At 58.8% G+C, this 25,625-nt stretch carries 25 protein-coding genes, 5 pseudogenes and 1 riboswitch; of the genes and pseudogenes, 15 read left to right on the top strand and 15 right to left on the bottom strand.

What is annotated here, in order from left to right; translation table 11 throughout:
* Positions 1-21: 21 nt before the first annotated feature.
* The 3 genes from ABFT80_RS15190 to ABFT80_RS15180 are packed head-to-tail and all read right to left on the bottom strand — an operon-like array spanning position 22 to position 2,020.
* On the bottom strand, positions 22-1,275 hold the full coding sequence (locus ABFT80_RS15190; protein ID WP_347972757.1) for an AAA family ATPase: 1,254 nt from the start codon (positions 1,273-1,275) through the stop codon (positions 22-24).
* Positions 1,276-1,286: 11 nt separating this feature from the next.
* Positions 1,287-1,721 (bottom strand): type II toxin-antitoxin system VapC family toxin, encoded by a 435-nt coding sequence (locus ABFT80_RS15185; protein WP_347972756.1) that lies wholly within the window; start codon positions 1,719-1,721, stop codon positions 1,287-1,289.
* Positions 1,721-2,020, bottom strand: a complete 300-nt coding sequence (locus ABFT80_RS15180; RefSeq protein WP_347972755.1) for a ferritin family protein — start codon at positions 2,018-2,020, stop codon at positions 1,721-1,723. The genes ABFT80_RS15185 and ABFT80_RS15180 overlap by 1 nt, the downstream gene beginning before the upstream one ends.
* A 213-nt stretch (positions 2,021-2,233) precedes the next feature.
* Between ABFT80_RS15180 and ABFT80_RS15175 the strand changes: the two are divergent.
* The 6 genes and pseudogenes from ABFT80_RS15175 to ABFT80_RS15145 all read left to right on the top strand — a co-directional run.
* Positions 2,234-2,503, top strand: a pseudogene (locus tag ABFT80_RS15175) (DUF3363 domain-containing protein); the annotation flags it as partial.
* A 110-nt stretch (positions 2,504-2,613) separates the two neighbouring features.
* On the top strand, positions 2,614-2,865 hold the full coding sequence (locus ABFT80_RS15170) for a type II toxin-antitoxin system Phd/YefM family antitoxin (RefSeq protein WP_347972754.1): 252 nt from the start codon (positions 2,614-2,616) through the stop codon (positions 2,863-2,865).
* 5 nt (positions 2,866-2,870) lie between these two features.
* A complete protein-coding gene (locus ABFT80_RS15165; protein ID WP_347972753.1) occupies positions 2,871-3,308 on the top strand; it encodes a PIN domain-containing protein in 438 nt (145 codons plus the stop codon).
* A gap of 85 nt (positions 3,309-3,393) precedes the next feature.
* Positions 3,394-3,508, top strand: a riboswitch (TPP riboswitch).
* 80 nt (positions 3,509-3,588) lie between these two features.
* Positions 3,589-4,236 (top strand): TenA family protein, encoded by a 648-nt coding sequence (locus tag ABFT80_RS15160; RefSeq protein WP_347972752.1) that lies wholly within the window; start codon positions 3,589-3,591, stop codon positions 4,234-4,236.
* Between the two features lie 3 nt (positions 4,237-4,239).
* Positions 4,240-4,902, top strand: coding sequence for a thiaminase II (gene tenA, locus ABFT80_RS15155; protein ID WP_347972751.1), 663 nt, complete (start codon positions 4,240-4,242; stop codon positions 4,900-4,902).
* A gap of 657 nt (positions 4,903-5,559) precedes the next feature.
* Positions 5,560-5,673 carry a polysaccharide deacetylase family protein gene (locus ABFT80_RS15145; RefSeq protein WP_347972750.1) on the top strand — a complete coding sequence of 38 codons (114 nt, stop codon included), beginning with the start codon at positions 5,560-5,562 and terminating at the stop codon, positions 5,671-5,673.
* 525 nt (positions 5,674-6,198) lie between these two features.
* Here ABFT80_RS15145 and ABFT80_RS15140 read toward each other — a convergent pair.
* On the bottom strand, positions 6,199-6,660 hold the full coding sequence (locus ABFT80_RS15140) for an RES family NAD+ phosphorylase (protein WP_347972749.1): 462 nt from the start codon (positions 6,658-6,660) through the stop codon (positions 6,199-6,201).
* A complete protein-coding gene (gene parS / locus ABFT80_RS15135) occupies positions 6,660-7,097 on the bottom strand; it encodes a type II RES/Xre toxin-antitoxin system antitoxin (protein ID WP_347972748.1) in 438 nt (145 codons plus the stop codon). Before parS ends, ABFT80_RS15140 begins: the two co-directional genes overlap by 1 nt.
* Positions 7,098-7,631: 534 nt before the next feature.
* Between parS and ABFT80_RS15125 the strand changes: the two genes are divergently transcribed.
* On the top strand, positions 7,632-8,387 hold the full coding sequence (locus ABFT80_RS15125) for a L,D-transpeptidase (RefSeq protein ID WP_347972879.1): 756 nt from the start codon (positions 7,632-7,634) through the stop codon (positions 8,385-8,387).
* Here the strand turns inward: ABFT80_RS15125 and ABFT80_RS15120 are convergent.
* A complete protein-coding gene (locus tag ABFT80_RS15120; protein ID WP_347972747.1) occupies positions 8,362-8,976 on the bottom strand; it encodes a transposase family protein in 615 nt (204 codons plus the stop codon). The genes ABFT80_RS15125 and ABFT80_RS15120 overlap by 26 nt on opposite strands.
* Before the next feature lie 940 nt (positions 8,977-9,916).
* Between ABFT80_RS15120 and ABFT80_RS15115 the strand changes: the two genes are divergently transcribed.
* The 3 genes and pseudogenes from ABFT80_RS15115 (at position 9,917) to ABFT80_RS15105 (ending at position 11,285) form a co-directional block, all read left to right on the top strand.
* Positions 9,917-10,189, top strand: a complete 273-nt coding sequence (locus tag ABFT80_RS15115) for a CopG family ribbon-helix-helix protein (protein ID WP_347972878.1) — start codon at positions 9,917-9,919, stop codon at positions 10,187-10,189.
* Positions 10,177-10,470 (top strand): type II toxin-antitoxin system RelE/ParE family toxin, encoded by a 294-nt coding sequence (locus ABFT80_RS15110; protein ID WP_455189946.1) that lies wholly within the window; start codon positions 10,177-10,179, stop codon positions 10,468-10,470. Before ABFT80_RS15115 ends, ABFT80_RS15110 begins: the two co-directional genes overlap by 13 nt.
* 102 nt (positions 10,471-10,572) lie before the next feature.
* Positions 10,573-11,285, top strand: a pseudogene (locus ABFT80_RS15105) (IS6 family transposase).
* 99 nt (positions 11,286-11,384) lie between these two features.
* Here ABFT80_RS15105 and ABFT80_RS15100 read toward each other — a convergent pair.
* Both ABFT80_RS15100 and ABFT80_RS15095 read right to left on the bottom strand, forming a co-directional pair.
* Positions 11,385-13,382 carry a CocE/NonD family hydrolase gene (locus ABFT80_RS15100; RefSeq protein ID WP_347972876.1) on the bottom strand — a complete coding sequence of 666 codons (1,998 nt, stop codon included), beginning with the start codon at positions 13,380-13,382 and terminating at the stop codon, positions 11,385-11,387.
* 82 nt (positions 13,383-13,464) lie between these two features.
* Positions 13,465-15,030 carry an ABC transporter substrate-binding protein gene (locus ABFT80_RS15095; protein WP_347972746.1) on the bottom strand — a complete coding sequence of 522 codons (1,566 nt, stop codon included), beginning with the start codon at positions 15,028-15,030 and terminating at the stop codon, positions 13,465-13,467.
* 108 nt (positions 15,031-15,138) lie between these two features.
* On the opposite strand from ABFT80_RS15095, the gene ABFT80_RS15090 reads away from it, so the two are divergent.
* Positions 15,139-15,924 carry a helix-turn-helix transcriptional regulator gene (locus tag ABFT80_RS15090; protein ID WP_347972745.1) on the top strand — a complete coding sequence of 262 codons (786 nt, stop codon included), beginning with the start codon at positions 15,139-15,141 and terminating at the stop codon, positions 15,922-15,924.
* A 127-nt stretch (positions 15,925-16,051) separates the two neighbouring features.
* Here ABFT80_RS15090 and ABFT80_RS28110 read toward each other — a convergent pair.
* The 7 genes and pseudogenes from ABFT80_RS28110 to ABFT80_RS15060 form a co-directional block, all read right to left on the bottom strand.
* A pseudogene (locus tag ABFT80_RS28110) lies at positions 16,052-16,379 on the bottom strand (DDE-type integrase/transposase/recombinase); the annotation flags it as partial.
* 320 nt (positions 16,380-16,699) lie between these two features.
* Positions 16,700-18,649, bottom strand: coding sequence for a MacB family efflux pump subunit (locus ABFT80_RS15085; RefSeq protein ID WP_347972744.1), 1,950 nt, complete (start codon positions 18,647-18,649; stop codon positions 16,700-16,702).
* 7 nt (positions 18,650-18,656) lie between these two features.
* Positions 18,657-19,850 carry an efflux RND transporter periplasmic adaptor subunit gene (locus tag ABFT80_RS15080; protein ID WP_347972743.1) on the bottom strand — a complete coding sequence of 398 codons (1,194 nt, stop codon included), beginning with the start codon at positions 19,848-19,850 and terminating at the stop codon, positions 18,657-18,659.
* Between the two features lie 95 nt (positions 19,851-19,945).
* Complete coding sequence (locus ABFT80_RS15075; protein ID WP_347972742.1) at positions 19,946-21,295, bottom strand: sensor histidine kinase; 1,350 nt, start codon at positions 21,293-21,295, stop codon at positions 19,946-19,948.
* Position 21,296: 1 nt separating this feature from the next.
* On the bottom strand, positions 21,297-21,971 hold the full coding sequence (locus ABFT80_RS15070; protein ID WP_347972741.1) for a response regulator transcription factor: 675 nt from the start codon (positions 21,969-21,971) through the stop codon (positions 21,297-21,299).
* A gap of 212 nt (positions 21,972-22,183) precedes the next feature.
* A complete protein-coding gene (locus ABFT80_RS15065) occupies positions 22,184-22,468 on the bottom strand; it encodes a YMGG-like glycine zipper-containing protein (RefSeq protein WP_347972740.1) in 285 nt (94 codons plus the stop codon).
* 152 nt (positions 22,469-22,620) lie between these two features.
* Positions 22,621-23,324: pseudogene (locus ABFT80_RS15060) on the bottom strand (IS6 family transposase).
* Positions 23,325-23,831: 507 nt separating this feature from the next.
* Between ABFT80_RS15060 and ABFT80_RS15055 the strand changes: the two are divergent.
* The 4 genes and pseudogenes from ABFT80_RS15055 to ABFT80_RS15040 form a co-directional block, all read left to right on the top strand.
* Positions 23,832-24,299 (top strand): mobile mystery protein A, encoded by a 468-nt coding sequence (locus tag ABFT80_RS15055; protein ID WP_347972739.1) that lies wholly within the window; start codon positions 23,832-23,834, stop codon positions 24,297-24,299.
* On the top strand, positions 24,296-24,892 hold the full coding sequence (locus tag ABFT80_RS15050; protein ID WP_347972738.1) for a mobile mystery protein B: 597 nt from the start codon (positions 24,296-24,298) through the stop codon (positions 24,890-24,892). Before ABFT80_RS15055 ends, ABFT80_RS15050 begins: the two co-directional genes overlap by 4 nt.
* A 62-nt stretch (positions 24,893-24,954) precedes the next feature.
* Positions 24,955-25,110, top strand: coding sequence for a hypothetical protein (locus ABFT80_RS15045; protein WP_347972737.1), 156 nt, complete (start codon positions 24,955-24,957; stop codon positions 25,108-25,110).
* Between the two features lie 4 nt (positions 25,111-25,114).
* Positions 25,115-25,595: pseudogene (locus ABFT80_RS15040) on the top strand (DUF4158 domain-containing protein); the annotation flags it as partial.
* Between the last annotated feature and the right edge of the window lie 30 nt (positions 25,596-25,625).

The raw sequence follows: 25,625 nt of genomic DNA, 5'->3' as shown, positions 1-25,625 counted from the left end.
TCGTGCTCATCGTAGGCGGGCCTATAAAAACGAATGCACGGTCAACGCGCCTGCGACGCTGGAGCCGACCCATTTCTCAGCGTCCGCAGCCTTGAGGTCGATCGCATCGGTTTCATAGTTGACGCAAACGAGCGTCTGGACGGCCGGCTCGTCGAGCTGTGTCAACGCCTCCACGAGACGGCGCTTGTTGTCGCTATCCAGGCCTAAAAACAGGCTCGAATCCACGATGATCATCCAGGGCGTTGGCCTTGGGTCCGCCCTGATCATTCGGAGAAGGATGTCGAACAGCGCAAAGCTATGTTCGGAAGCAGCCAATCCGCCCGTCTCGTAAAAGAAATCGCTACCGGCCGAGCGGACTTCGGCGCGATACTCCCCAATCCGGCGAATGCGTGATCGGAAGGTCGAGCTACAGAACAACTCTTCGCGGAGCGCGTCCCAGACCTGATCCTCGCTCATTCCCAGCTGCGGCGCGAGCGCGCGTAAATCACGGCGAAACGGGTCTTTGATCCGGTTCGGCTTCAGGTTCTGACTATCCAGATATACAATGTTGAACAGCGACCGGGGCCAGTGTGCTGCGACGTTTCCGTCAACCTCTATATGAAGCCGGGTCTGATGGAGTTTCGGTACATGTTTGACGGCCACAGGCTCTTCACTGAGCCGCACGGTTGTTCTCGCGCCGTTCACAGAGACGGCGGCCTCGATCATCATTGACGGGGAACCAGGCCCGAACAGGCGCCAACGCTTGCGGAAATTCTCGAAGTTCGCGCCGCCTGCAAAGGCCGCAATGCTCTCGCAAAGGCTGGATTTCCCGGAACTATTCAGCCCGAAAACGACATTGTGCCGACCAAGGGAAATGCTGGTCCGTTGGCGGAACGGGCCAATATTCTCGATCGAGATATTGGTGATCCCGTGCTTGAGCAAGCTGTCGGCGCTGGCGATGCGCGCGAAGACCCATTCATGGTGTTGCGATTTCCAGCGTTTTAGGTCGATAGCGGTGTGTCGGCTGGCATTGTCGTCGATCTGTTTTCCGTGGAACTGGCACATCCATATGCCGTTCGCCTCGCTCGCCCGTTCTTCAGGGGTGAGGCTGCCGTCGTAGCGTGGCCCTCCTGACGAAGCGGCGGTGATGTGTGCGCCCACTCCGACCATCGTCAGTCCTGACTTGCGGTCGTCGGACAGTCCGATCGTCAATTGGCGGCAGTCGGGGTAGGAGCAGATGTATCCGGCCCGTTGCGCCATCAACCTGAGTGCCGGTTTCGTGAAATCGTCGCGCACACGTGTCGAGGTCATACTGGCCGCGACGCCAGCAACGGATTGATGACGACTACCCCGGCAAAATCTTTCTCATTGTCGGTGACGACGGTGCAGCCATGGGCTTCGGCGACGGCGGCGATGATCGTGTCGAGCGCGCTGCGGGGCCGACCCTGCGATTTCCCTTCCGCCATCAGACGCGCCCAAATCAGGCCGGAGTTTTCGTCGAAGGGCAGTATGCGGCCCGCGAACAGCGCCTGCGGCCCCTCCGGCCCGGAGAACCACGCCTCAAGCTGATCGCGGCGTTTGCCAGCCGGCTTGTCCAGAACCCCTCGGCGGATTTCAGCGACGGTCAGCGAGGCAATGAAAAGGTCTTCGTCGTTCTGCTCGCTCATCCAAGCGAGCAAGGAGTCCGACGGGGCCGGTTTTGCGATGTCGCTGATGATGTTGGTATCGAGCAGGTAGCGCATCAGATTTCGACGGCTCGCCCTTCTTCATGGACACGGACGAGATCGAGGTCCGCGCCCACGAGAGGGGACCGTCGTAGCGCCGCCAAAATCCCACCCTTCTTCGGCGGCTCGCCGCCAATGGTCTGAGTGACCGCCTCGCGGAGGCGCGACGCCTCCGGGCCGTCTTCAGCCAAGCGACGCGCCAAGGACCGTATAAGATCGCGATCCGCATCTCGGGCCAACACTTCGAAGCGCGCCAGGCCGCGCTCGCTCAAACGAGATCGATAGTTTTGAATAGCGCGTTTCTGCGAGCTGCCCATAGCCGCCTCCTGGATATTTCCAGTAATATAACCGCACGGCGCGAATCCTTCAAGGATTCTCTGAAAGGCACAGCCGCTTGAAACCCTAAAAACCGCAAAGCCTATCGGCAACAGGCCATTTCAGCCCATTGTCGCGATCGTCTCCGCAATCAAGCAAGACGATTGCGGGATTAGAGGGCTATAGCGTAGACGTAGTGCTCATCATCGTCGGGCACGGCCCGGCAGCGCGAGCTGGACGCGCTCGGCCAGAAACTGGCCGGCGAAATGAACATGCCGTTCCAGCAATCCGCTGCCGGCACCTATCGTCAACGCTTCATCCTGTCATCCGGTCGCTTCGCCATGATCGACGACGGGCTGGGCTTCAAGCTCGTGCCGTGGACGCCATCCGTGGAGAACCACATCGGCCGGCATATCTCCGGCGTCGCCCGCGCAGATGGCGGCGTCGACTGGTCCTTCGGCCGCAAGCGCGGGCTCGGCCTGTGAGCGCCGACCGAAGGCGGCATGTTGCCGACCGGCCACCGTGGCGGCCGCGCCTTGCGTCCGGCACATCGACGCTATATATGACTACCAATAGTCATATTCGGAGTCCTGCCATGAAGGAAATCCAGCTCAAGGACGCGAAGGCGACATTGTCCGCCGTGGTCGACCGGGCCGTCGCCGGCGATCCGACCGTGATCACCAGGCATGGCCGCAAGGAGGCCGTGCTCGTCTCCTTCGACGAGTGGGAGCGCATCTCGAAGGCCCCGGACTTCGCGGACCTGCTTCTGTCCTTCCCCGGCGAGCCGGGCGACATTCCGGAGCGGTCGCGCAAGCCCGCCCGCGCCCTGCGCGACGCAGCCCTTTAAGCTTCATGTACCTGTTCGACACCAACATCGTTTCCGCCGACGCGCCGACGAAACAGCAGATCGGCGTGGAGGCGTTCGCGGCCTGGGTGCGCGCGAACGGCGACCGCCTCTATCTCTCGGCCGTCACCATTGCCGAGATCGAGGCGGGCATCGCCCGCGCCGTCAGGATCGGCGCGACCACCAAGGCCGACAGGCTGCGGCGCTGGCTTACGACTGTCGAACACTTCTATGCCGGCCGCATCCTCGCTTTCGGCATCGCGGAAGCGCGTGAGGCTGGCGCGATCCTCGATCGGGCGCGGGCGCACGATCCCGGCTTCGAGGACATCGCCATTGCCGCCACGGCGGCCGCGCACGGCATGACCGTCCTGACGGCCAACGAGCGCCACTTCGCGCCGCTCGGCGTTCCGGTCGCCAATCCACTGAAGCAATTGCCGGCAAGCTGAACCAGTCACACGCCCGGTCCTTCGGTCGCAAGCGCGGGACCGCGCTTATAGCAAGGTGACATCTTTCCCGACCCCACCTACAATGGCGCCGACCAAGGGGAGCCCCGCAAGGGGCTGAGATACCGCTGGCGCAAGCAGCGCGGTGACCCTTCGAACCTGATCCGGATCATGCCGGCGAAGGGATGGGATTGTCGAAGCCTGCCTTTTGCCGGCCTCCCTGCGAGGCCGCACCATGCCAGAAAACACGCGGTCTCGCTGCCAGCCACGAAAGGGCAGCACCATGACCGAACGTTTCACCGAAAACCTGAAACGCGCCAGCGAGCCGACCTGGACGAAGGCGGTCGAGCACCGCTTCGTCACCGAACTGTTCACTGATGCCATCTCCGACGAGGTGATGGCCGCCTACCTCGTGCAGGACCACCGCTTCCTCGACAGTTTCCTGACGCTGCTCGGCGCCGCCATCGCCACCGCCGACACGTTCGAGGCCCGGCTGCGCTTCGGCCGCTTCGCCGGCCTCATCTCGGGCGAGGAGAACACCTATTTCCTGCGCGCCTTCGAGGCGCTCGGCGTGACGCAGGATCAGCGCGCGACCATTGCGGACACGGAACCGACGAAAGGCTTTCAGGCGATCATGCGCGAGGCGGCCGCCACGCGCTCCTATGCCGCCGCGCTTTCCGTTCTCAACGTCGCCGAATGGCTCTATCTCGACTGGGCCTCGCGCGCGCCGACGCCGCTGCCGGAGAACTTTGTCCATGCGGAATGGATCACGCTGCACGACAATCCCGACTTCCGCGAATTCGTCGCCTTCCTGCGCTCCGAACTGGACCGGGTCGGGCCGGCCGAGGCCGAAGTGAGCCAGGACTTCTTCCCGCGGGCCGTTTCGTTGGAACTGGCCTTCTTCGACGCAGCCTATGAAGCGGGAGAGTGAGCCATGGATGTCTTCGATCGCCTCAGCCAGGAAGCCACCCCCGAATGGGAGAGCTATGTCGACCATGCCTTCGTGCGGCAGTTGGGGAAAGGCACGCTGCCGGAATCAGCCTTCCGCACTTATCTCGTTCAGGACTACTTGTTCCTCATCCAGTTCGCCCGCGCTTGGGCGCTCGCCGCCTACAAGAGCCGGACCATCGCCGACATCCGCGCCGCGCAGGCGGGGCTCGCCGGCATACTGGACGAGACCGAACTGCATGTGCGGCTCTGCGAGCGCTGGGATATTTCCCGCGACGAGATCGAGGCCGCGCCCGAGCATCAGGCGACGGTCGCCTATACCCGCTTCGTGCTCGACTGCGGCGCGGCTGGCGATCTGCTCGATCTGCAGGTCGCGCTGGCGCCCTGCGTCATCGGTTATGCCGAAATCGCGAACAGGCTCGCGCCGGATGGCGTCGACGCCTTGGGTGAGCATCCCTATCGCGAGTGGATCGCAGAATATGCAGGCGAAGCCTATCAGGCCGTGGCGGCCGGCGCACGACGTCAACTGGATGATCTCGCCGAACGCAGCATGACGGACAGACGGTTCACGAAACTGGCCGCGCTGTTCGGCAAGGCGTCGCGGCTGGAGGCGGACTTCTGGCAGATGGGGCTCGACTCAGCCTCCTGAAGTGAATGGCGGCCCTCGCGACGGACCGACAGCGACAAGTATTTTCCGCAATCCCTACGCTCCTCTACGACGCCCGGGCCATCCGCGATTGAAACCCGTGCCGTGCCTGTTCTTCTTCGCCGATTCGCAACGAAGAAGAGGAGCAGCCCCGCCTCGTCCGCCACCCGTGTCCTTTGGCTCCAGATCGTCGTCGTCTTCTCGATCGTGCTCGTCGCGGTCTGGACGGCGACGCAGTGGACCGCGTGGCGGCTCAGGCGCAGCTCGGCCATCCCTGGTTCGAGCTGGCCGGATGGCCGGTCTACTATCCGCCCGCCTTCTTCCGGAGGCCAAGCCCTTGCCGGATATGCAGGACATACGCTTACCCAACAAAGTAGATGTGGGACTTTTCTCAAAAGCGTGCTTCTTGCATGAAGGTAAGGCGCAGTTTCGGGCTATAGCCTGATTATGCTGGCCTACCGGGGGCGCTGATCGCGCGTGCCGGTAGCCGTCCCTTGTCGCGCAAATCCTGAAACCGGCGTCAGATCGTTACGGCCCGAAGCTCGGAAGGCTTTGTGTCGCGTGTTCGTCACGGAGCACAAACGGCCGGCTGCATGATATGCGACAGTGGAGACAGCGACAAAGAGGACGGTTCTACAATCCGAGATCCCGCGCTCTGCGATGGCACAGGAAGGGAAAATCTACCTGACATTTGACGACGGTCCCCTCACGGGGACCGAAAACATCCTTAATGTCCTTCAAGCCGAAAGCGTGCCGGCCCCCAAAGATCAGTAGGCCTGCTATCAATGCCCTGCGCTTTCCTGGTCGTCGCGCGAGGGCCACCCATAGGGGAGCGTGAGAAGTGATGTCGCCAGGACGCTGCCGAGCACAGGAGCGTGCGCAGTCTTGGGTAATGCTGACATACGATTCCAAGAAGAAGGGAAGCTTGATGACACTTACATCAGGCTAGATGGGCTAGCATGTCAGGCAAGCGCGTAGTGTCACCTTGGAGTGGACCCCATTTCACCCCACAAATGCGTCTGACGATATTGCGAATTGATGAGGCGCGTTGAGATAACACGCCTATGGTGAGTCCGCTTCTTGTCCTCAGCGACCAAGGCTGACAGTCTCCTCCTGGACCCGGCTCTGCCGTCCGGGAGAAGCAAACGAATGGCAGGTTTCGAGCGGCGCCCACTATTGGGGTCAGAACAACCACGAATGCAGTGTCGGACAGGAGGACGACCTGACGCGCAAGGAGGCGCGCTTCGTCAGGCGGGCGCATAACGCCGAACCCGGAGCACACCCAGTCCTCGCACGCACTCAAAATAGTCGGGGATCAAGTGAAAAGGATTCCTGGCCGACGATCCGGATGTCGCCTGAAGCCGGATGGCCATGATTTATCAGCACATTTGCGTCCGGTGAATTGGCGACAGGCACAACGACCGAAGGCACACGCAACAATAGGGTGGCGCGTCCTTCATGCCATTCGTCTCCCCTCTCCTGACTCCAGGCCTCATGGCGACGCCAATCCGGTGGCAGATCCGACAGTTCAAGGCTGTCTATCGTCACGGCGTCCGGCAGCTCATACGTTACCATGACGAGTTCCGGCAGGAGCGCCGGGTCCTCGACATGGACGAGCTTCTCGAGAACGCAGAGGGCGGGAGAAGTAGCACAGTAGGTGACCGCATGGCCGACGGTGTTCCAGCGTCCGTCGAAATGAAGACCATAGCCGCCGTCGAGTGCTCGAGCATACTGCTTGCCTGACAGACGCCAGAGCAACATCAGGCGGCTGCGCCCCAGGCGATCTTGCCGAGGATGGTTTCGATGACACGCGCGCCGGCTTCGGTTTGAGCCACTACCAGCGGCGTCTCACTGTCGAGTTCGAGGAGTGGACGACGAAGCCAGCGGTTCGCCTTGTCATGATCACCGAAGACCTGCTCGGCCAGAGACTGGACGCGCAAGATCCGGACAGCGCGGTCCGACTCGTCCACAGTCAGTGACTGCTGCTTGTCCGCGCGGTGACGGCGAGTGCGCTGCGGGATTACAAATGTCTCAATTTCCCGCTCGGTCATTCCGGCCTGGCTAAGCCCCCGAAGGGCAGAGAGCGGGAGCCTGTTGCGAACCGCCAGCGCCAAGTCAGCTTGTGACCGCACGACCTGACCCAGCACGCTCTGACCGCCGAGCTTTCGTGCGACTTCCTCGACAATGGCAATCGACATGGCAGCCTCCTTGTTGTTAGTGGCAACTTGCCGTAAATATAGACGGCAGATTGCCAAACATCAAGGTGAGCACCAGGGATTCGGACTCCGACAGCGCGACGGCTTTGTCGCTGACGCCGACGGCCGCCCGGATCGCATCTCCGAAGGCTATGCGGGTCCGGTGGTGCCAGCCGCCAGCGACCGACAACAACTCATAGGGACGGCCGCGACATAACCCTTGCACTCTTCTTCAACGGGTCTCATTAAGAGTCCAATGTAAACACTGCCCGTTCCGGGGGACGAAATGACACTCTCATGAGCGATTTAGGTTCCGGACGCAGATCATGCGTGCGAACGATTATTCGAGTAATCCAGGTGACCGACAAGCGCTACCAAGACGGGCTCGATAACTGCCAACCAATAGAAAACCTGGTGTATCAAACCGACTTCCCATACGGTCTGCCTAAGTTTTCTGCTGTGTTAAGTTCATTCACTACTTTGACGCGTTTTCTGACAATTCGGCGCGTCGCTGGATTTTCAGCGGGAGAGAACCGGATGTCTAGATTTAACCGCCGCAAGTTTCTGGCAATGGCTGCGACGACCGCTACATCAGCCGCTCTCGCAGCTTGCACAAGTGGCCCCCAACGTGCAGCGTTTGTTCAAACTGCAGAACCATTTCCGACATTGCCTGCACAATATAGCGCCAGTCCTGATTTCGGCGATCCTCATCTGATGTATGCGGCCACATTCGACGATGGCCGCGATATCCCTGCGGTACCGATCGAACGGATTGATCCGAAATTCTATCGCCAAATCGTCCCGAACCCAACCGTAGAACAACCGGGAACTGTCGTTGTTGACACGGCAAACCATTTTCTCTTTCTCGTTGGCTACAACGGTGAGGCAATCCGCTACGGCGTTGGGCTTGGACGTCAGGGCTTTGAATGGTCGGGTCGCGGGGTAATCCAATGGAAACAGAAGTGGCCGCGCTGGTTTCCTCCCAACGAAATGATCGACCGGCAACCTGAACTCGAAAAATATCGAGCACGGCAGATACCCGGCACAAATGATTGGGAGGGTGGCATGGAAGGTGGTGTCAGCAATCCGCTCGGAGCCCGCGCGCTCTACATTTTCCAGGAGGGCAAAGATACGCTCTATCGCCTCCACGGCTCTCCGGAGTGGTCATCGATCGGCAAGTCGGTTTCGTCGGGATGCGTACGGCTAATGCACCAGGACATCATCGATCTCTATGATCGCGTGCCCGACGGCACGCCTATCGTGGTCGTCAGCGGATCGTCGTCGGCTGTCTGACTTCACCTTTTCCTTGAGAGGTTCGTGTGGAGCGGTAAGCCGTGTGATTTCGGCGTCGGCCTGAGATTCCGTACGACAGCGACGTGAAGTCGAAGGCCTCCATTCGGTCAATTTTGCCAATCACCGAGGGCGGGATCGACGGCGGCAATCCTTGCCTGCGGATGACGCGGAGCAAGGTGTCGTTGCTGACGGGAAGCATGAGCTGCTGTGCAAAAAGCGCCGCCGGGCGTCCTCCAAGCGCGAGGGCCAGATGGTGGACGAGATGCTCGGGACGCCCGGTTCGTCTGGCGTAGGAAGGTAGGACATCGCCGAACCGCTCGGAGAATATCTGCCTGCCGCAGAGCACCGCGTCACAGGTGAACCTCCGCGTGCGTACGAGAAGTCTGACGCGCCTTCCCGACAGGGGGAGGTCCGCGACCTGTCGGTAATAGCGGCTTCGAACCGTTCGCGACATTCGTCCGCATGCCAGACATGACGCGGTAGCGCCGGCTCGGGAAAGCAAGATGCAGGTCTCATCGCCAATGTGGGTGATGCGTTCGGCGATGAAGCCAGCCGGTACCAAATCAGAGGGCCGAAACTTGGTGCTCATCAGGCTGATTCCTTTGTGGAAACCAGCAAAGCAGCATCGTTACAACTGCATCAAAACTGAGTCAGAGCCAATATTCCGCGCCGATTAACAGATTCTACCATGATGTGCCACTTGGGAGAATTCCTGCCGGATGCCGTTTCTGGACGCGGCATCAGTCCGGAAATTCTTCCCACACTTCGGCATAGGATTTGAACCCGATGCGTTCATAGGTGGATTTTGCTTTCGGATGGTCATTGGTGTCCGTGTGAAGCCTATGCGGTCAGGTCGGTCGCTCCATATAGCTCGGAGGGACCAATCCAACAGATACGGTCCTGGACGACGGCCTTGAGCAGCTGGGATCAGGCCAAAGTGTTTTAGCTCTACCTCCCTCTCACCAAAACTATCGAACTCGTACAGCCCGAGTGCTTGCCCGTCGTGCCGTAAAATGTAGAGAGCGGTGGAACAGCTGCGCAAGAACGTCGAAAGCTCGTTCCTTGGCATTCGGAGACGCTCATCCCATTGCAAGGTTGCACCTACGCATTGATAGAGCTGAAGATAATCTTCAGCATCAGGGCTTTCCTTCGCGATGCGCGCACCCGCAACTGGCGGTGACAAAGCAGCACCATGCGGGGACTCAACTTGTTCCATATATGTGACGAGGAGACGGACCATAATTCGCGGCAGGCTCGATAATTGCCAATGAATAGCAGATCCGGTTTATATAATCGACTTCTCACACGGTCTGCCTGATTTTTGCGACTGCCAGACGCAGATTCGATGCGCCCACCCATAAGGTGTTGATCCAACATGACCTTATGGCGAAAGGCGCACTGTCGCAAAACTCGGATGCAAAAGTAAAACTTTCGCGACTGACTTCTGCGACAGTTTCGGCGCATGGACAACTCAACAGCGAAGAGCTATATTATCACTAGGTATTACCATGTGATAAAGGGCTATGGATATGGCGACATCTCTCAAGATTGATGATGGCTTGAAAAGCCGCGTCCAGCAGCTCGCTAGCCAGCGCCAGCGCTCGGCGCACTGGATCATGCTCGAAGCGATCCAGCAGTATGTAGACCGCGAGGAAGCCCGCGAGAGTTTCAAACAGGAAGCCTTGGCATCCTGGGCGGCCTATAAGGAAACAGGCAAGCACCTAACCGGCCAGGAAGTCCGGACCTGGTTGAACACTTGGGGTACCGACGACGAAAAGGCGATGCCTGAGTGCCACAAGTAATCGTCACGGAAGGCGCGGCCGTGGGGTTGGCGCGCTGTCGGCGCATTTTGTCCGGGAAAGCGCCGGAAGCTGCCAAGCGGGCCGGCCAGGCCATCGAACGGCAATTCCTGCTTCTGGAAAAAACGCCGGAAATCGGCCGGCCCTTCCCCGAGGAGCCGGAGCTGCGCGAGCTAGTAATACCGTTCGGGGATTCCGGCTATGTGGCGCTGTATCGCCACGAACCAGCCGACGATGCGGTGTATGTGCTGGCCTTCCGGCATCAAAAAGAAGTCGGATATTGAACGGCCCGAATTTTAGGCAGACCGTGTGAGAAGTCGGTTATATAAATCGGATCGGCACCGTAAATTTAACCAGTTAGCGATGAATTATTGTGACTTCGAGTGATGCCCGAAGCTCGTGATCCACTCTATCGCCGCCACCGTTTTCCAGCTGAAATCATCGCCGAGGCGGTGTGGCTGTATTTCCGCTTCCCGCTCAGCCTTCGCATGGTGGAAGATATGCTTGCCTATAAAGGCATCATCGTCACGCACCAGACGATCCGCACGTGGGCGGAGAAATTCGGACGGAACTTTGCCAACAAGATCCGTCGGCGCACGCGACGCCTTGGCGACAAGTGGCACCTCGATGAAGCAGTGTTTCGATCAATGGCAGGAAACACTGGTTGTGGAGGGCCGTCGATCAGGATGGTTTTGTTCTGGATGTCCTGGTGCAAAGCCGCAGGAATACCAAGGCTGCCAAGCGTTTGATCCGCAAAGTGCTCAAGGAACAAGGTTGTGCGCCGCGTGTCATGGTGACGGACAAACTTAGATCCTATGCGGCGGCCAACGGGCAGATTGGTCTGACCGTCTGTGATCATCGTAAGCACAAGGGGCTCAACAACCGGGCGGAGAATTCGCGCCAGCCAGTTCGACGACGGGAGCGGATCATGAAGCGCTTCAAATCACCCCGTCAGCTTCAGCGCTTCGTTTCAATCCATGATCCCATTGCCAACCTCCATCATTTTCCTCGTAACCAATATTCATCATCTGAGAACCGTGGACTTCGGAATACTGCAATGATGGCGTGGCGCGAGATCACAGGCGTGAAGGCTGCGTAAAGTCAGCGACAATGCTGAAACTGCGGCTTTCGCCAATTACGCTCGATAACTTTACAGTGCCATCCCATCTTGTTCTGACCCCGATTTGCGACACAATCTTCACATGTGGTCACGCAGTATGCGGCGGGTGCGCTCTCGCGTGAATACATTGCGATCGTCTTGGAAAGCTTCAATACGCTCTGAAATCACCCATTCAGTCTCCGTGCACGACAGCGTCGAGACACTGTTCGTACGGGTCTGCCATTCATCGCGCTCCGTAATGCACGTCCAGCGCGCTTCTGCTGTCATCGACAATGGATCGCCTTGCGTGATCGACCACACCTCTTCGTGAATATCGCGGGTACACAGCCCGTTATCAGGATGACGGCTGAGGCCGGAATCTTCGTCGATCCGATAGCGGGTTACGCCGTCCGCCAGATTACGCGCGATGGATCGGCTGGAAGACCCTTCCTTCAAGATGTCGTAGTGCGGCAGTGGATCCGGATTTGTTGGTTCAGCTACCTTAATCCTGCGATGCGTACCCAACAGCGGTAGTTCCAGCTGTAGTTTAGCAAGGTCGACGGCCAGCGTTGCGTCATTCGGCGGAGGCAGTATCATTGGCCAGTAAGCGCTGGAGAGTGCCAGGCGGATGCGGTGTCCCGGCCCGAATCGATAGCCGCAGGCGTCGAGCACCAACACGATCTCGACCGGCTTGCCCGGCTCAAGCGGTTGAGGCTCGGCGTTGCCGAGACGATGTGCAAGGTTGAGAACGCCGTAAGAGACACGCGTGGCAACACCGTCTGGATGAATATCCACCAGCCGCGCCGCAAGGTTGGCGAGAGGCACATCACTTGAAAGCACTACCTTGAGCACCGGCTGGCCAAGGACGACACATTCTTCGGCAAGCACCGTGCTTTCAAAGACGAGGGATCCGGCATCATCTATGCGCTGATCACCGGCCATCTCTGCATCAGGCTTCGGGGTGAAGAACCCTCCTGCCATCGTGCCGGTATCGAGAGGTGACTGTAGTAAGGCGCTGCCTGATAAGCCGGATACCGGATCGTGTTCGAGGTGGCCCGAGGAAGCTAGGTGCAGAGTGATAGTCTCCGGTTCAGCCCACCTGTTCTTGGCGATCCAATAACCTGGATCTGCCTCCCGCCGGCGCGCAGGCCTAGGGCCGTCGAGAATATAGGCGCGCATCCGGGGAGTGGATTCCACGCCGTTCCCTTCCCCGCATAGCCAATGACGCCACCATGCAATCGCCTCGCCGTGGAAGTCTGCCCGAGGCTTTGGAAAGGCGAAATGAGGATATTTATGGACCCAGGGACCAATCAGCGCCCAAGTCTTTTCAGGCATCCCTACTACCGCCTTTAGCGGTGTGTTGCGATAGCCGTCGGCCCACCCGGCGATCATCAGCGCGGGAACCGAAAACTCCTCGAAAGTTTCGCATATCGATCCATGACGCCAGAAGTCGTCGCGGCGCTGGTGTGAGAGCCATTGCTCCATGAAGAACGGCTCCTGCTCAAGCCGCTCAAGCCACATGCCGAGCCAGCGCTCGCCGACGATGTCAGGGTCCGGCGCCCGCGACTGGTAGGCGCTCATCGTCGCCGCCCATGACAATTGCGCCGAAAGATGCGTGCCATTCTTGTAGTGAATGTCGTCGTTGTAGCGATCCACAGTCGAGGCGATGGAAATCACTGCCTTCAGCGCTGGCGGCTTCAACGCTGCCACCTGAAGGCAATTGAAGCCGCCCCAGGAAATACCCATCATGCCGACACTGCCATTTGACCAGCCTTGGGCGGCGATCCATTCGATCACCTCGACTGCGTCGGCAAGCTCACGCGCGGTATATTCGCCGTCGATCACCCCGTCTGACTCACCGCAACCGCGAATGTCGACGCGCACGCCGGCAATACCGGCTGCGGCAAAGATCGGATAGGTGGACTCGTCGCGCGGCGCGGTGCCGTTGCGCTTGCGGTATGGAAGAAACTCCAGCACGGCCGGCACGACACTTTCCGCGCCCGCGCTATCTGGCATCCAGATGCGCGCTGCCAGCCGTGTGCCATCCTTCAGGATGATCCACTCGTTTTCGATAACGTGAAAATTCGTTTTCGACATGGGATTTCTCAATAAATGATGGGCGCGGCGGCAAATCCACTGCGCATTACGCACGGACCAGGTTTAATGGATCTGCCTGGGCTCAGCCCTCTAGCCAGACGCGGCTGGCAATACGTCCGTTGGAGATATCATTGCCGATGTCGTGGACAAACCCCTTCAGATGCTTCGAGGCAGCGTTTACATAGTTGTTGAATACGGGAAGTATTAGTCCGCCTTCGTCGCGCACCATGATCGCCATCTCTCGATAGAGAGCTCGACGCTTGTCCTGGTCGAATTCGGCGCGAGCTTGCATCGCCATGGTGTCGAAGTCAGGGCGCTTGAAGCGGGTATCGTTCCATTCCGCATTCGAGACATAGGAGGTTGAATAGCGTGAATCCTGTGTTGGGCGCCCGCCCCAGTAGGAAGCGCAGAATGGTTGGACATTCCAAACTTCTGACCAATAGCCGTCGCTTGGAACGCGCTGCAGGTCGATCTTGATGCCGGCTTTGACGGCGCTCTGCTGGAAGAGTTGGGCTGCATCCACCGCGCCAGGAAACGCTGCCTCGGAGGTACGAAGCAAGAGTGGCCCGTCATGACCCGATTTCTTGAAATGGAAGGCGGCCTTCTCGGGATCGTAGACGCGTTGTTCGATATCGGTCGGGGCCAGTGCATAATTGGCGTTCACCGGGTAATCGTTGCCAATAGTCCCGAAACCGCCGACCACGCGGTCCAGTATGGCCTCGCGGTCGACGGCATATTTAAGCGCCAGCCGCAAATCAGCGTTATCGAACGGCGCCGTATCGCAATGCATAAGGAAGGAGTAAAATCCCTTGCCGGAACTCTGAAGGATATCGATATTCGGGACCTTGGACAGAAACGGTGCCACCTTCGGCTCCACCGTATTGATGAAGTCGACTTGACCGGCGCTCAACGCATTGGTGCGGGCGGTGGAATCGTTCATGACGATTATATCGACGTTATCGACATGGCCTCGATCGTCGCGCCAATCGTTGGCATTTTTCTCGAAGGTGGCTCGGATGCCTGGCTCAAAAGCGATCAGTTTGTATGGTCCGGTACCGATTGCCGCTGAGGGATTCCCGGTGCCGCCCTCCGGTTGAATCTGGAGGTGGTAGTCAGTTAGCAGGAGGGGAAGGTCAACATCACCTTCCACCAAAGTAATGACAACGTCGCCGGCACGATCCTCGATCTGCTTCATGTCCGACAGCAATCCGAGCGCGCCCGACTTTGAGCCGTCGTCCGCATGGCGGCGTAGCGTGGCGACCACATCCGCGGCCGTCATCGGCTTGCCATCATGGAAACTGACGCCTTGCCGGATTTTGAAGATCCATTCTTTGGCGTCGGCAGATGAAGTCCATGACACGGCCAGCGATGGAAGCGGTTCACCCGTTTCCGGGTGAGATTCGACAAGTGTATCTCCCCAGCAATGGGCTATGACGAACGCCACACTGGCGGATGCCAGTGCCGGGTCGAGCGTGTCTGCGGAAGCCCCTCCCGCGAGCCCCATTCGCAAGGTCCCGCCGCGCACCGGGGTCTGCGCCTGAACCGGTGATGCGATAAGCGTACCTGCCGTGGCCGAAATGCCCAAAAGCGCGCTTCCCTGGAGAAATTTACGACGTGAAATATCTAGCGTTCTGCTAAACTCGGTCATTTTTTTGGCCCCTCGTTGCCAGCGTTTATTTCCTCGATAGTGGACCCAGTTCAATCTTATGCAATTTCGCGGCTTGACGCGCCTTTAAGCAGGTTTACGCTAATCATCATGAACAGGACCCGTGCGAATTTTAGCGACAATCTGAAACTTGCTTGCAGCACCAGGCATTCGATTTCGGATCTATGCCGCGCCATCAGCATCAACAGGCAGCAATTTAATCGTTACATCAACACAGGCGCGCTGCCGTCGGCGAATAACCGGCTCAGAATTGCTGCCGCTTTCGGTCTGGATTCGTCTGACTTCGATCTTCCGACGGGGGCCTTTCGCCATAAGTTAAATGAGAGACTTCAGCCCGCAATGGAGGAAGGGCCTCTAGCCGACGCCTTTCCCGGTGACCTGCAGGCGTTGCGCCCGCATTTCGGGTTTTATCAGACCTGGCACAGATCAGTTTCCTGGCCCGACAGAATCGTTAGTTCCTGCTCCCACCTGCGGGAAAAAAACGGACAAGCATTGGTAACATCACTCGAACGTATCGAGGACACGCAACGCGGCGTCGGGCAACGTTCCCGCTATGTCGGACTCGCTGCTTACCGGCGACAGCGTATCTTTTTGACCGAACTGACTCGCGGCAATGCGCCCACCTTCGGGCAAACGATCCTTATGCCGTTTGAAATCCATCAACGTAAGTATCTGCGTGGCCTGACGATGGGCGTGTCGTGGCGAAATGGAAACGAACCATATGCGACCCGCACGATCTGGCACTATCGTGGGCTTGGTACCGATATACGGGCACTTATCTCCAATTGCGGTATCTACAAATTGACCTCTGCAGCCTTGCCTTCAGTGGTCGTGTCGTTCCTCGGCGAAAAAGACCCTCTGGCAGTCAGTCTTTGACAGCGCGCATGCGGCCCACGAACGTCCCTTCGACGATCATGACTGTCACTATGGTGCTGTCAGGTTAAGTCGGTTAGGACGAAAGTTTCGTGAATGCCGGTTTTTAGGCAGCAACATCCGTGATGGATTACCAGTGTGCAAATGCCCTTGTACGATGGTTAGTTGCAGGGGCGGTGCGTTTTGAGCGAGGCCGCACCAAGAGAATTGCGCACCACCGACAAAGCTGAAAAGAACCGCTGAGGGTTTCCGATAGATCGAAATGTTTGCATTAGCGCTCCCGTTTTTCGCAGTGGCAAATGCGAGTTCTATGCTCGATTATTTAATCCTTTGTGGGAACCGGTGCTCGGGAGTTGGCATGACTTGGCGTTTGCGGCGGCGTAAGATCGTAGTTTTTCGGTAATCATTCGTTTTGGCGCTCCCAGGCGTACTTCTCCCCGCCGCTTAAGCAAATTGACATATCCGCTTGTGCAAACGTCCGAGACTACACGGGGTGAAGAGAAGGCGACTTCAATTTGAAGCCACAGTGACCGCTTCCAAGCCTGGGCGTTGGGAGTGCGGATGACCGAATTAGGGTCGGAAGCAGAATGGTGGTTTTCGGAGAGCAGTCTAAGAATGAGGACCTTCATCTGGAAGCAGCAGTCAGGCTCCATAGCCGAAGCGGATGGGCCCGGCGCTCAATAGCCGCGACACGCCGTCACGTAGATTATGAGCACTGGCCGGCGAAATCTGTCGAAAAATAACATCAACTCCTGATCAGTTCGTCGATGTCGCCTCATCAGTCGCGCGCCAAGGCTTCGATCGGGTCCAGATTGGCGGCGTTGCGCGCGGGCAGGAAGCCGAAGACGACACCGATCATGGTCGAACAGGCGAAGGCGATGATGATCGATCCCGAGGAGAAGATCATCTTGAAGTCGGGGCTCAACAAGTTGAAAAGAGCGCCAATGCCGAGAGCGAGCATGACCCCCATCAAGCCGCCGACAAGACAAACCAGAACGGCCTCGATCAGGAATTGTGAGAGGATGTCGCTGCGTCGCGCGCCCACGGCCACACGGACGCCAATCTCCCTGGTGCGCTCGGTGACCGACACCAGCATGATATTCATGACCCCGATGCCGCCGACAATCAGCGAGATAACCGCTACTGACGAAATCAGCAGCGTCAGGGTTCGCGTAGTGGTCTCGATAGTCTCACGAATGGTCGCCGAGTTGGTAAGGAAGAAGTCCTTCGCGCCATGCCGACGCTCGATAAGGCGGGAAACTGCCGCCTCGACATTGCCCGGATCGACATCGTCGCTGATACGGACAGTTATGCCGTCGACATTTGGTCGACCCAGCATGCGGCCCATAACGGTGGTATAGGGCGCATAAACGGTTAGGGTATCGACGGCCGGGCCGAAGGAATTCTCGGGTTTCGTCACCCCCACAACCCTCGCCGGCATTGTGCCCAGAAGGATGACCTGTCCCACCGGGTTCACGCGGTCGGGAAACAAGTCGCGTGCGGCGTTTGCATCGATCACCACATTCTGGCTGTAGCCGGTGACGTCCCGGGCGTCGAACAGATGTCCTTGCGCCAGTTCCAGGCCCCTCGCGCGGAAGAAGTCCGCGCCGGCCCCGGTGACCGCGGCATTGACAGTCACGGCGGCGCGCTTGACAGTCACGCTGGCCGAGACGGTTGGCGTAACGCTGTCGACATAGGGCTGGTTCGCCAGCGCTTCTGCGTCGGCCGGAACCAGGGTTCGAATCTTGCCCGCGTCCAGATCGCCGATGCCTTTCCCGGCCCGCACCTCGATCGTATTGGTGCCAAGCGAGGTGATACTGTTGAGGATCTGTTGCTGCGAACCAGCTCCCAGGGCCGAAATCGCGGCCACCGAGGCGATGCCGATGATGATGCCGAGCATGGTCAGAAGCGAGCGCATCTTGTGGGCCCAGATTGCAGTCGCGGCCATGCGGAAGGCTTCGGTCATCCGGTCGATTGCGCCGCGCCAGCCAGCGTCAGGCGCGCGCTCCCGAGCGGGACGTCCTGTTGCGGCCGCCCTCGGCACATTCCGAACATCGGAAATGATGACGCCGTCGCTGATTTCCACAACCCGATCCGTATGGTCCGCGATCTTCTTGTCGTGCGTCACCAGGATGATGGTGTGCCCTTCGGCGTGAAGCTCACGCAGGATTGTCATGACCTCCGCGCCGCTGTGGGTGTCCAGCGCCCCGGTCGGTTCGTCGGCCAGAATTATCTCGCCGCCATTCATCAGGGCGCGGGCGATCGACACCCTCTGCTGCTGGCCGCCCGACAGCTTGCCGGGGATATTGTCCATGCGCTCCGACAGACCCAACCGCGTAAGCAAGGCGATCGCCCGTTTGTGCCGGTCGGATCGGCCGCGTCCGGCATAGATGGCCGGCACCTCGACGTTGCTGGCTGCGCTGAGATCGCCAAGCAGATGATAGCGCTGGAAGATGAAACCGAACCGCTCACGGCGTAGCGCTGCAAGTTCGTCCACACCCATCTTCGACGTCTCGCGCCCTTCGATCCAATAGTTGCCTGTCGTCGGCCGATCCAGACATCCAAGGATGTTCATCAAGGTCGACTTACCAGAGCCGGAAGCGCCGATAATGGCCATCATCTCACCGGCCTCGATATCGAGGTCGACATCCTTCAGCACCCGCACCATCTCGTCGCCTGCGGGGAAGGCGCGAGATACCCCGCGTACGCGTATCAGCGGCTCGGTCATGGCGCGCCTACCGCTTGGACCCGGGCAGTTGAGACTGGCCGTCTGCACGCTCGTCGGTGGACGCGCCCAAGACAATAATCTCCCCAACCTCAAGGCCGCCAAGAACCTGCATGTCGGCGCCGTTGTCGATGCCGACCTGGATTTCTCGCATTTGGACGTTGCCGTCCGCACCGAGCACGCGGACACGCGCCGTATCGCCGGCCCGAGGCGCGCCTTCCACTGCGCTCAGTGGAACCAGCACAGCGCCGCCGACACGGCTGAGCACTATGGACACCTGCGCGGTCATGGCGGGTCGTAATACCCCGTCCGCGTTGGCGACGTCGATCAGCCCTGTGTAGTAAACGGCTCCGCCGGTTGAGCCCTGTCCGCTTGTTGCGGCGTTGCTCTCGTTGGCGATGGAGGCAGGGGCGGGCTCAACCTGGCGCAACTCGCCATCAAAACGCCGGCGCGGGGCGCCAAGAATGCTGAACCAGACCGGCATGTCTTTTCGTACACGGATGACATCGGCTTCCGAAATGTCCGCGCGCACAGTCATCGTGTCCAATCGCGCGATCATCACGATGGTCGGAGCACTCTGAAGGGCATTTACGGTCTGACCTTCGTCGGCGACAACAGCGACCACCGTGCCGGCGATGGGGGCGGTGATGCGGGTATAGCCCAACTCGACGCCTGCCGACTCCACCGCGACCTGCGCCTGACTGATCTGTGCGTCCAGCGCCTGGACCTCCGCCCGCGCAGTGGCCAAGGCGGCCACAGCAGCATCATACTCGGCGCGCGGGGTCGAGCCGGAGGCCAGCATCGCGCGCCGGCGCTCGTAATCTTTCTCGGCCAGAGTCAGACCGGCCATGCGCGCCACATGGACGGCGCGGATGTTGGCCAGGGCGGCTTCCCGATCCCGCAAGGTGTTGCGCTGAGTCTGGGAATCGATCTCGGCCACCAACTGCCCGGTCTCGACGACCTCGCCGATCTTGACAGCCAGATGCTCAACGCGACCGGAAGCCTGGGCCCCGACGCGCACCAGTTCCAGCGGTTCAAGAACCCCGGTCGCCAGCACGACTTCCTCGATGTCGCCCGTTCGCACTTGGGTGGTCACCAGTTCAGGCTTCTCCGGCGGACGCAGAAACAGAAACCAGACGGCTAGCGTACCAACAAGGGCTGCCGCCACCAGGATCAGACGCTTGTGGGTGATGTATCGTGTCATTGAGCCTTTGGACCGCGCTATTGAGAATCGCGGCCGTTGTCTCTCACGAGTATTGCCCCAAAATTACGGAGCAGTCGGCCAAACGGACGCGCTTTCTAAGGCTGTTGGAAAACGCGCATGTCGCGCCAGCGCACGGCAAACGTGCTACCCTTGCCGGGGGCCGAAGAAAGCTCGACGTAACCGCCGTGGCGGGTCACGATCTCGTTGACCATGCTGAGCCCCAGGCCGGCTCCCGAGCCATGCGGACTGACCCGGTAGAACGGCTCGAATATACGCGTATGCTTATCGTCGGCTATGCCGCATCCATGATCGGCTACGGTCACGCTGCCGTCAGTCTCAATTCCGATAGATATCTGTCCCCGGCCGCCTCCGTATTGGATCGCATTACGCACCAGATTGATGAATGCGCGCTCCAAAGCTTCGGCATCGCCGCGAACGAACACGTGTTCCGCGCTGCTATCGAACGAAATATCGTAGCCCTCTGCAATGGCGAAGGGCGCGAGGTCGGCGACCACCTTGGAGACAACATGGTTGAGGTCCACAGGCAAATCCTGTTGAGGCTTCTGCCGGTACTTCTCAGTGTCGAGAAGCTGGTTCGCAATCGCTGTAAGGCGCTTGATGCCCGACTGCAGGTGCATCTTGTCCTCACTTGGCGTGAGGGTATCGATTCTCACCTGAAGTATAGCGATCGGCGTTCGAAGTTCGTGCGCGGCGTTGACGAAGAAGCGCTCCGTCGACTCGAAGCCGCTATCGAGACGGCGCAGCGCCCTGTTGATGTCACGCACAAGACGAAGGACCTCGTTGGGCAGGCCCCGCTCTTCCACCAGAGCGCCACGTGTGTCGAGGTCCATTCTGTCGAGGCGTTCCTTCAGATCGCTGAAAGACCGCAGGGCCCAGCGCGTGACGAACGGAACGCCGATCAAGGAGATCGCGACGAGGATCAAGGCTGGTACGCCGACGGCAAGATTGCCCAGCAGGACGGTCAGACCATATTGGGACATGAGAGCACCGCCGGTGAGAATTGTTGCCTCACCGCTCCGTGTCTCGAACCGCTCCATTCTGGCCACACTCAGCGGATCGTCAAGATAACCATGGAGTTCGACGCTTCTGAATGTCTTCAGAAATGGCGTATTGCTGGCAATGCCTTGGGGAGTTGCGCCGTATGACAGGACACCACCATTGCCCAGGTCCGCCACGAACCACAGGTCAGGCGCGTCCTCCATCATCTCTGTTAGTTTGGCCGTCGGCTCCAGACGGGCTCTGCCATCCGGCCCAAGACCGATCGAATCGGCGATTTCCTGAGACAGCCAGACGGACGTGATCGCCACATCGGGCTTTAGGCCGGAAAGGAAATAGAAAACCAGGCCGAGCGAGGCGATGACCGCGCACACCTGCAGGACGATGAAGCCAAGTGTGAATCGCCAGCGGAGAGATGAGCTTCTCATCCTATTTCTGCTCATGAAGGTAATAGCCGATGCCACGAATGTTCTTGATGACAATATCAGCCTCAGCATCGCTGAGCTTCCGGCGCAGGCGAGACATATTGGCCTCCAGCGAGTTCGACTGGATCTCATCGTCAAAGGAATAGACCTGCTCCTCCAGCGACGAGCGCAACACAGTGCGTCCGCGGTTTCTCAGAAGCGTCTCCATGATAAGTAGCTCGCGGCGGGTAAGCGCCAGCCGAACTCCGTTGACATGCACATCGCATGACACACGGTCGAAGGTGACATTTCCGGCAGCCAGGACGGACGGTCCCGCTATCGGGGCTCGCCTCAATACGGCACTCATTCTGGCAATCAGCTCGGGTATTTCGAACGGCTTCGGCAAATAATCATCAGCGCCATCGTTCAGGCCGGAAATCCGCTCGTTGGTCGACCTGAGTGCGGAGATGATTATCGATCGGGTGCTTGATCCCGTGCGACGCAAATCTGCAAGAAACGTGCTGCCGTCGCCATCCGGCAGTTGTCTGTCGATAAGGACGATGTCGTAGTCGGCCACCGCGATTGCCTCCCGCGCAGTTGCGAGGTCTCCCACGGCGTCAAGGACAATGCCGTGCTGTGAAAGGGCTGCCTTCAGCGCGTCGGTCATTTCCGGGTCGTCTTCGATAAGCAGAAGTTTCATAGTGGCCTGATCGGTTAAGTTCCGGATAGTCGTCGTCCGACAGTCTTTACAGCAAAACCGCGCCTCGGGCTCAGACGAGCGCGACTATCATGCGATCCTGGCCTTACGGTTATTAGACGCCAGGAACCTGTTGCAAATGTCGATACCGGACAAACCAAAGTTGGCCCGGCATCCATCAGGTCCTTGAACTTACGCCGACAAGTCAGCACTCTTTATCGGCAGCGACCATATTGATCCCGGTACCTGCAACCGTAGTGACGGCGGTCACGTTGTTCCCAGCGCTCGCGTCGGTTTCTGTCGTTACGCTCGCTGACATTGCCAACGACTGCGCCTCCCACACCACCTGCCGCAGCACCTACCGCAGCGCCTTCCCATGTGCCGCTTGCCAGCCCACCAATAATTGCACCGCTCGCCGCACCTATGCCTGCGCCTTTTTCCGTCTGGCTGCACGCTGTCAGCGCCAGACAAACGAGTACGCCTGAAATGATGTTCTTCATTTCCGTCCTTTCGATCCATATCGTGCTCCGACCGTCCGTCGATCATTGAGGTGAGCCGAGGTGGAGGTGTATGGCTACCGGGGATTACGTGGAAGTTACACGGGGCTGTCACATTGTTTGAATTAAGGCGCGGAAGACCCCTGTTCGGGCTCTCAGGCGTGTTGATCGGCCACAGCATTCCATTCGGTCAAGGCCTTGCGACGATGGATGAGGATTTGTGAAGCGGATCGATTTGCACGAGTTGGAGTGAAGAGGTTGCGGACTGCAGAGAAGATTGACAGAAATTGCTGTAAGGACCCGATGGACCGAAACCCTTGCTATGTTCGCTCCCGTTTTCGAAACGGTAGATGAGAATTCTCGGCACGGTTATTAAGTCCCTTGTGGGACCGGTGCTCGACATGCGGCATGACTTGGCGCCTTGCCGCTCCATATGAGCGCAACTTGTCTGTAATCATGCGCTTGGGCGCCATGCCTTGCTTCTTCAGCAGACGGATTAACAGGCGCTTGGCAGCCTTGGTGTTCCGGCGCATTTGCACGATTTCATCGAGAACGTAGCCGTCCTGATCAACTGCACGCCGGAGCCAGCATTTCCTGCCGTTGATTCGCATGACAAGCTCATCGAGATACCAGATATCATGCTGCGAAGGCGGCTTGCGGTGTAAGCGGTGGATGTAGTCAGCGCCGTGCTTGCGGCACCATCTCCGGATTGTCTCATAAGAAACGACAATGCCGCGCTCGAGCATCATCTCTTCTACTTCGCGAGGCTGACATTGAAACGATAATAGAGCCAGATCGTCCGGGCGACGATCTCGATGGGAAAACGATGGTTCTTATACGTCGGGGATGTCTGGTTCATCCGGAAAAACTACCGCTCTGCGGTTTACGGAAGATCAATGTGACAACGCCGGTTGGGCGACTGTTCGAGAAGGATAACCATCGCATGGCGCGGCATTCAGGTTGAAATCACTTTCACGCCGGAGAAATTCGGGATGATCGAGCATATTGAATTGTAAAGCGAAAGCAGGCTTGCGCTGCCCGCTCCAGAAACCGGCTACCGCTTTCACTTTACACCCATCGGCACCGCTGGACAGGGGGCGGCGCGGTTGCCTATGTCACCTCATGGCTGATTTTGAGTCGAGCGCACGCGCTGGTGCGGCTCGCAGCTATCCTTGTTCTAGGGCGGCCAAAATTCGCGGCTGATCACCGGGTCCACCGCATATATAATGATGTGCATCATCTCATAATTTGCCTATCTATTGATTGTCGAATTATGAAAATGTGCATATCGATAAATTGACAAAAGTTTTTAATGGCCTATCTTTAAATAGGCATAAAACACAATATACCCATAAGGCGATATGCAATGAGCGTGAAAGACACAGCCAGAAAGCAGTATGTGCAGATCGTAGATCGCACGGCCAGCCAGATTGCAGCTCTGAAGAAACCTTCAGAGGGATGGCTTTCCATGCTCCGCAAGGCACTCGGCATGTCCGGCGCGCAAGTGGCCACACGCGCAGGCGTTAGCCGCAATGCGGTCTATCAGGCGGAACGCAACGAGCGCGATGGCGCAATCACCATCAACCAAATGCACAAGCTTGCCGAGGCAATGGGCGGACACTTTGTCTATGCCATCGTTCCCGACGATGGGCGCGTGGAAAACGTCATTCGCGCGCAGGCGCGCCGCAAAGCCGAAGCGCGCATCATGCGCGCCAGCGCGCACATGGCGCTGGAAAAGCAATCGCTGACGAATGCGCAGACAGCGCAGCGCATTGAAGACCTGACCGATGAACTCATTCGCGACATGCCTTCCGACTTCTGGGAGGTCAGATGACGTTTGAAGAACCGGACGGCGCAACGCCACTCGATCCCGACGAAATGCAGAGGTTGAAATTCTCGCATGTGACGACGCGCGGGGAACTGGACGAACTGGAACAGGCCAATATCGAACAGGGGCTCGCTTGGATATCACGACGACGCAGCGGCTCGATCTTTGATGACGCCTTTGTCAGGATGCTGCACAAGAGACTCTTCAGCGATGTGTGGGCGTGGGCGGGCGAATACCGCAAAACAGAGAAAAATATCGGCATCGATCCACTTCAGATTTCCGTACAGCTGCGCACGCTGCTGGATGATGCGCGCTATTGGGCCGAAAACGACGTTTTCCCGCCCCTTGAAGCCGCAGCGCGCTTTCATCACCGCATGGTGCAGATTCATCCCTTTCCAAACGGCAATGGTCGTCACGCGCGGATCGCCGCCGATATCCTGCTTGAAGAAGTCTACAAGCATCCGCTTATCGCCTGGGCCAGCGGATTTGATCTTCAGGCCGACAACGAGCGCCGTAACGTCTATATCGCTGCCCTGCGAACTGCTGACGGTGGCGATTTCGCTCCGCTGCTGACCTTCGTTGGCGCGACACAGTTGTAGGCGGATGAGATCGCCGCTGGCCGGAAGGCCAGCCGCATTCGGATCACGGGCCGGAGATCGGTGTGGCGATCGGCCTTCAGCATACGGGATCGGAGCCGGTTCGGCTTCTGGACGGCACGCAGGCGCAGCGCAATTCGTGGAAGGTGATAGACGCCCGTGAGCTGCCCTATAGCCAGTTTGAAAACCGACTGTCGCGATTGGGCTTAAAAGAAGTGTGAGTTCATGGCGAGGCGTGAGCATAATCGGCTTGGCTTTGCCATTCAGCTATGTCTGACGCGAGATTCGGGCTGAGTGCTCGGAGCAGAAGAGGCCCGGCTCGCGCGATACAAAGATATGTTGCTGACCAAATCGGTGCCAACCAAGCATCATTTGCACTCTAATGGCGCCGTAATGAATCCCGCTGCGATCATGCCTACGCCTGTTGGTGTATATGGATATCAGAAGTGCGACGGCGGAAGATCGTCGAGCAGCGCTATTGGCTGCAATTCAGACGGCGACGATGTCCGACGACGGTGCCACGATAGCGAGCTCCATTGTCGCTACGTTTCGAGAACGCGAGTCCCTTCGCCTGGCAGTCGACACGATCGAACGGATGGGCCTTGCCGGTCGCGCGATAGCCCGCTGACGCGCGGAGAGAACTCTGATCGAAGACACCTCTCTCGATACGCTCCAATCATTGGATAGGCTGTCAGATGTCGACCCGTCGATGGCAGTTCGTGACAGCGGACACCAA

It is taken from the genome of Foliimonas ilicis (assembly GCF_039939195.1).
Classification (GTDB): domain Bacteria; phylum Pseudomonadota; class Alphaproteobacteria; order Rhizobiales; family Rhizobiaceae; genus Foliimonas; species Foliimonas ilicis.
This window is presented reverse-complemented; position numbering and strand designations above follow the sequence as displayed.

Coding starts and splice junctions, on each gene's coding strand:
- ABFT80_RS15185 (WP_347972756.1), bottom strand. CDS start 1,721: ATGCGCTACCTGCTCGATACCAACATCATCAGCGACATCGCAAAACCG.
- ABFT80_RS15180 (WP_347972755.1), bottom strand. CDS start 2,020: ATGGGCAGCTCGCAGAAACGCGCTATTCAAAACTATCGATCTCGTTTG.
- ABFT80_RS15170 (WP_347972754.1), top strand. CDS start 2,614: ATGAAGGAAATCCAGCTCAAGGACGCGAAGGCGACATTGTCCGCCGTG.
- ABFT80_RS15165 (WP_347972753.1), top strand. CDS start 2,871: ATGTACCTGTTCGACACCAACATCGTTTCCGCCGACGCGCCGACGAAA.
- ABFT80_RS15160 (WP_347972752.1), top strand. CDS start 3,589: ATGACCGAACGTTTCACCGAAAACCTGAAACGCGCCAGCGAGCCGACC.
- tenA (WP_347972751.1), top strand. CDS start 4,240: ATGGATGTCTTCGATCGCCTCAGCCAGGAAGCCACCCCCGAATGGGAG.
- ABFT80_RS15145 (WP_347972750.1), top strand. CDS start 5,560: ATGGCACAGGAAGGGAAAATCTACCTGACATTTGACGACGGTCCCCTC.
- ABFT80_RS15140 (WP_347972749.1), bottom strand. CDS start 6,660: ATGTTGCTCTGGCGTCTGTCAGGCAAGCAGTATGCTCGAGCACTCGAC.
- parS (WP_347972748.1), bottom strand. CDS start 7,097: ATGTCGATTGCCATTGTCGAGGAAGTCGCACGAAAGCTCGGCGGTCAG.
- ABFT80_RS15125 (WP_347972879.1), top strand. CDS start 7,632: ATGTCTAGATTTAACCGCCGCAAGTTTCTGGCAATGGCTGCGACGACC.
- ABFT80_RS15120 (WP_347972747.1), bottom strand. CDS start 8,976: ATGAGCACCAAGTTTCGGCCCTCTGATTTGGTACCGGCTGGCTTCATC.
- ABFT80_RS15115 (WP_347972878.1), top strand. CDS start 9,917: ATGGCGACATCTCTCAAGATTGATGATGGCTTGAAAAGCCGCGTCCAG.
- ABFT80_RS15100 (WP_347972876.1), bottom strand. CDS start 13,382: ATGTCGAAAACGAATTTTCACGTTATCGAAAACGAGTGGATCATCCTG.
- ABFT80_RS15095 (WP_347972746.1), bottom strand. CDS start 15,030: ATGACCGAGTTTAGCAGAACGCTAGATATTTCACGTCGTAAATTTCTC.
- ABFT80_RS15090 (WP_347972745.1), top strand. CDS start 15,139: ATGAACAGGACCCGTGCGAATTTTAGCGACAATCTGAAACTTGCTTGC.
- ABFT80_RS15085 (WP_347972744.1), bottom strand. CDS start 18,649: ATGACCGAGCCGCTGATACGCGTACGCGGGGTATCTCGCGCCTTCCCC.
- ABFT80_RS15080 (WP_347972743.1), bottom strand. CDS start 19,850: ATGACACGATACATCACCCACAAGCGTCTGATCCTGGTGGCGGCAGCC.
- ABFT80_RS15075 (WP_347972742.1), bottom strand. CDS start 21,295: ATGAGAAGCTCATCTCTCCGCTGGCGATTCACACTTGGCTTCATCGTC.
- ABFT80_RS15070 (WP_347972741.1), bottom strand. CDS start 21,971: ATGAAACTTCTGCTTATCGAAGACGACCCGGAAATGACCGACGCGCTG.
- ABFT80_RS15065 (WP_347972740.1), bottom strand. CDS start 22,468: ATGAAGAACATCATTTCAGGCGTACTCGTTTGTCTGGCGCTGACAGCG.
- ABFT80_RS15055 (WP_347972739.1), top strand. CDS start 23,832: ATGAGCGTGAAAGACACAGCCAGAAAGCAGTATGTGCAGATCGTAGAT.
- ABFT80_RS15050 (WP_347972738.1), top strand. CDS start 24,296: ATGACGTTTGAAGAACCGGACGGCGCAACGCCACTCGATCCCGACGAA.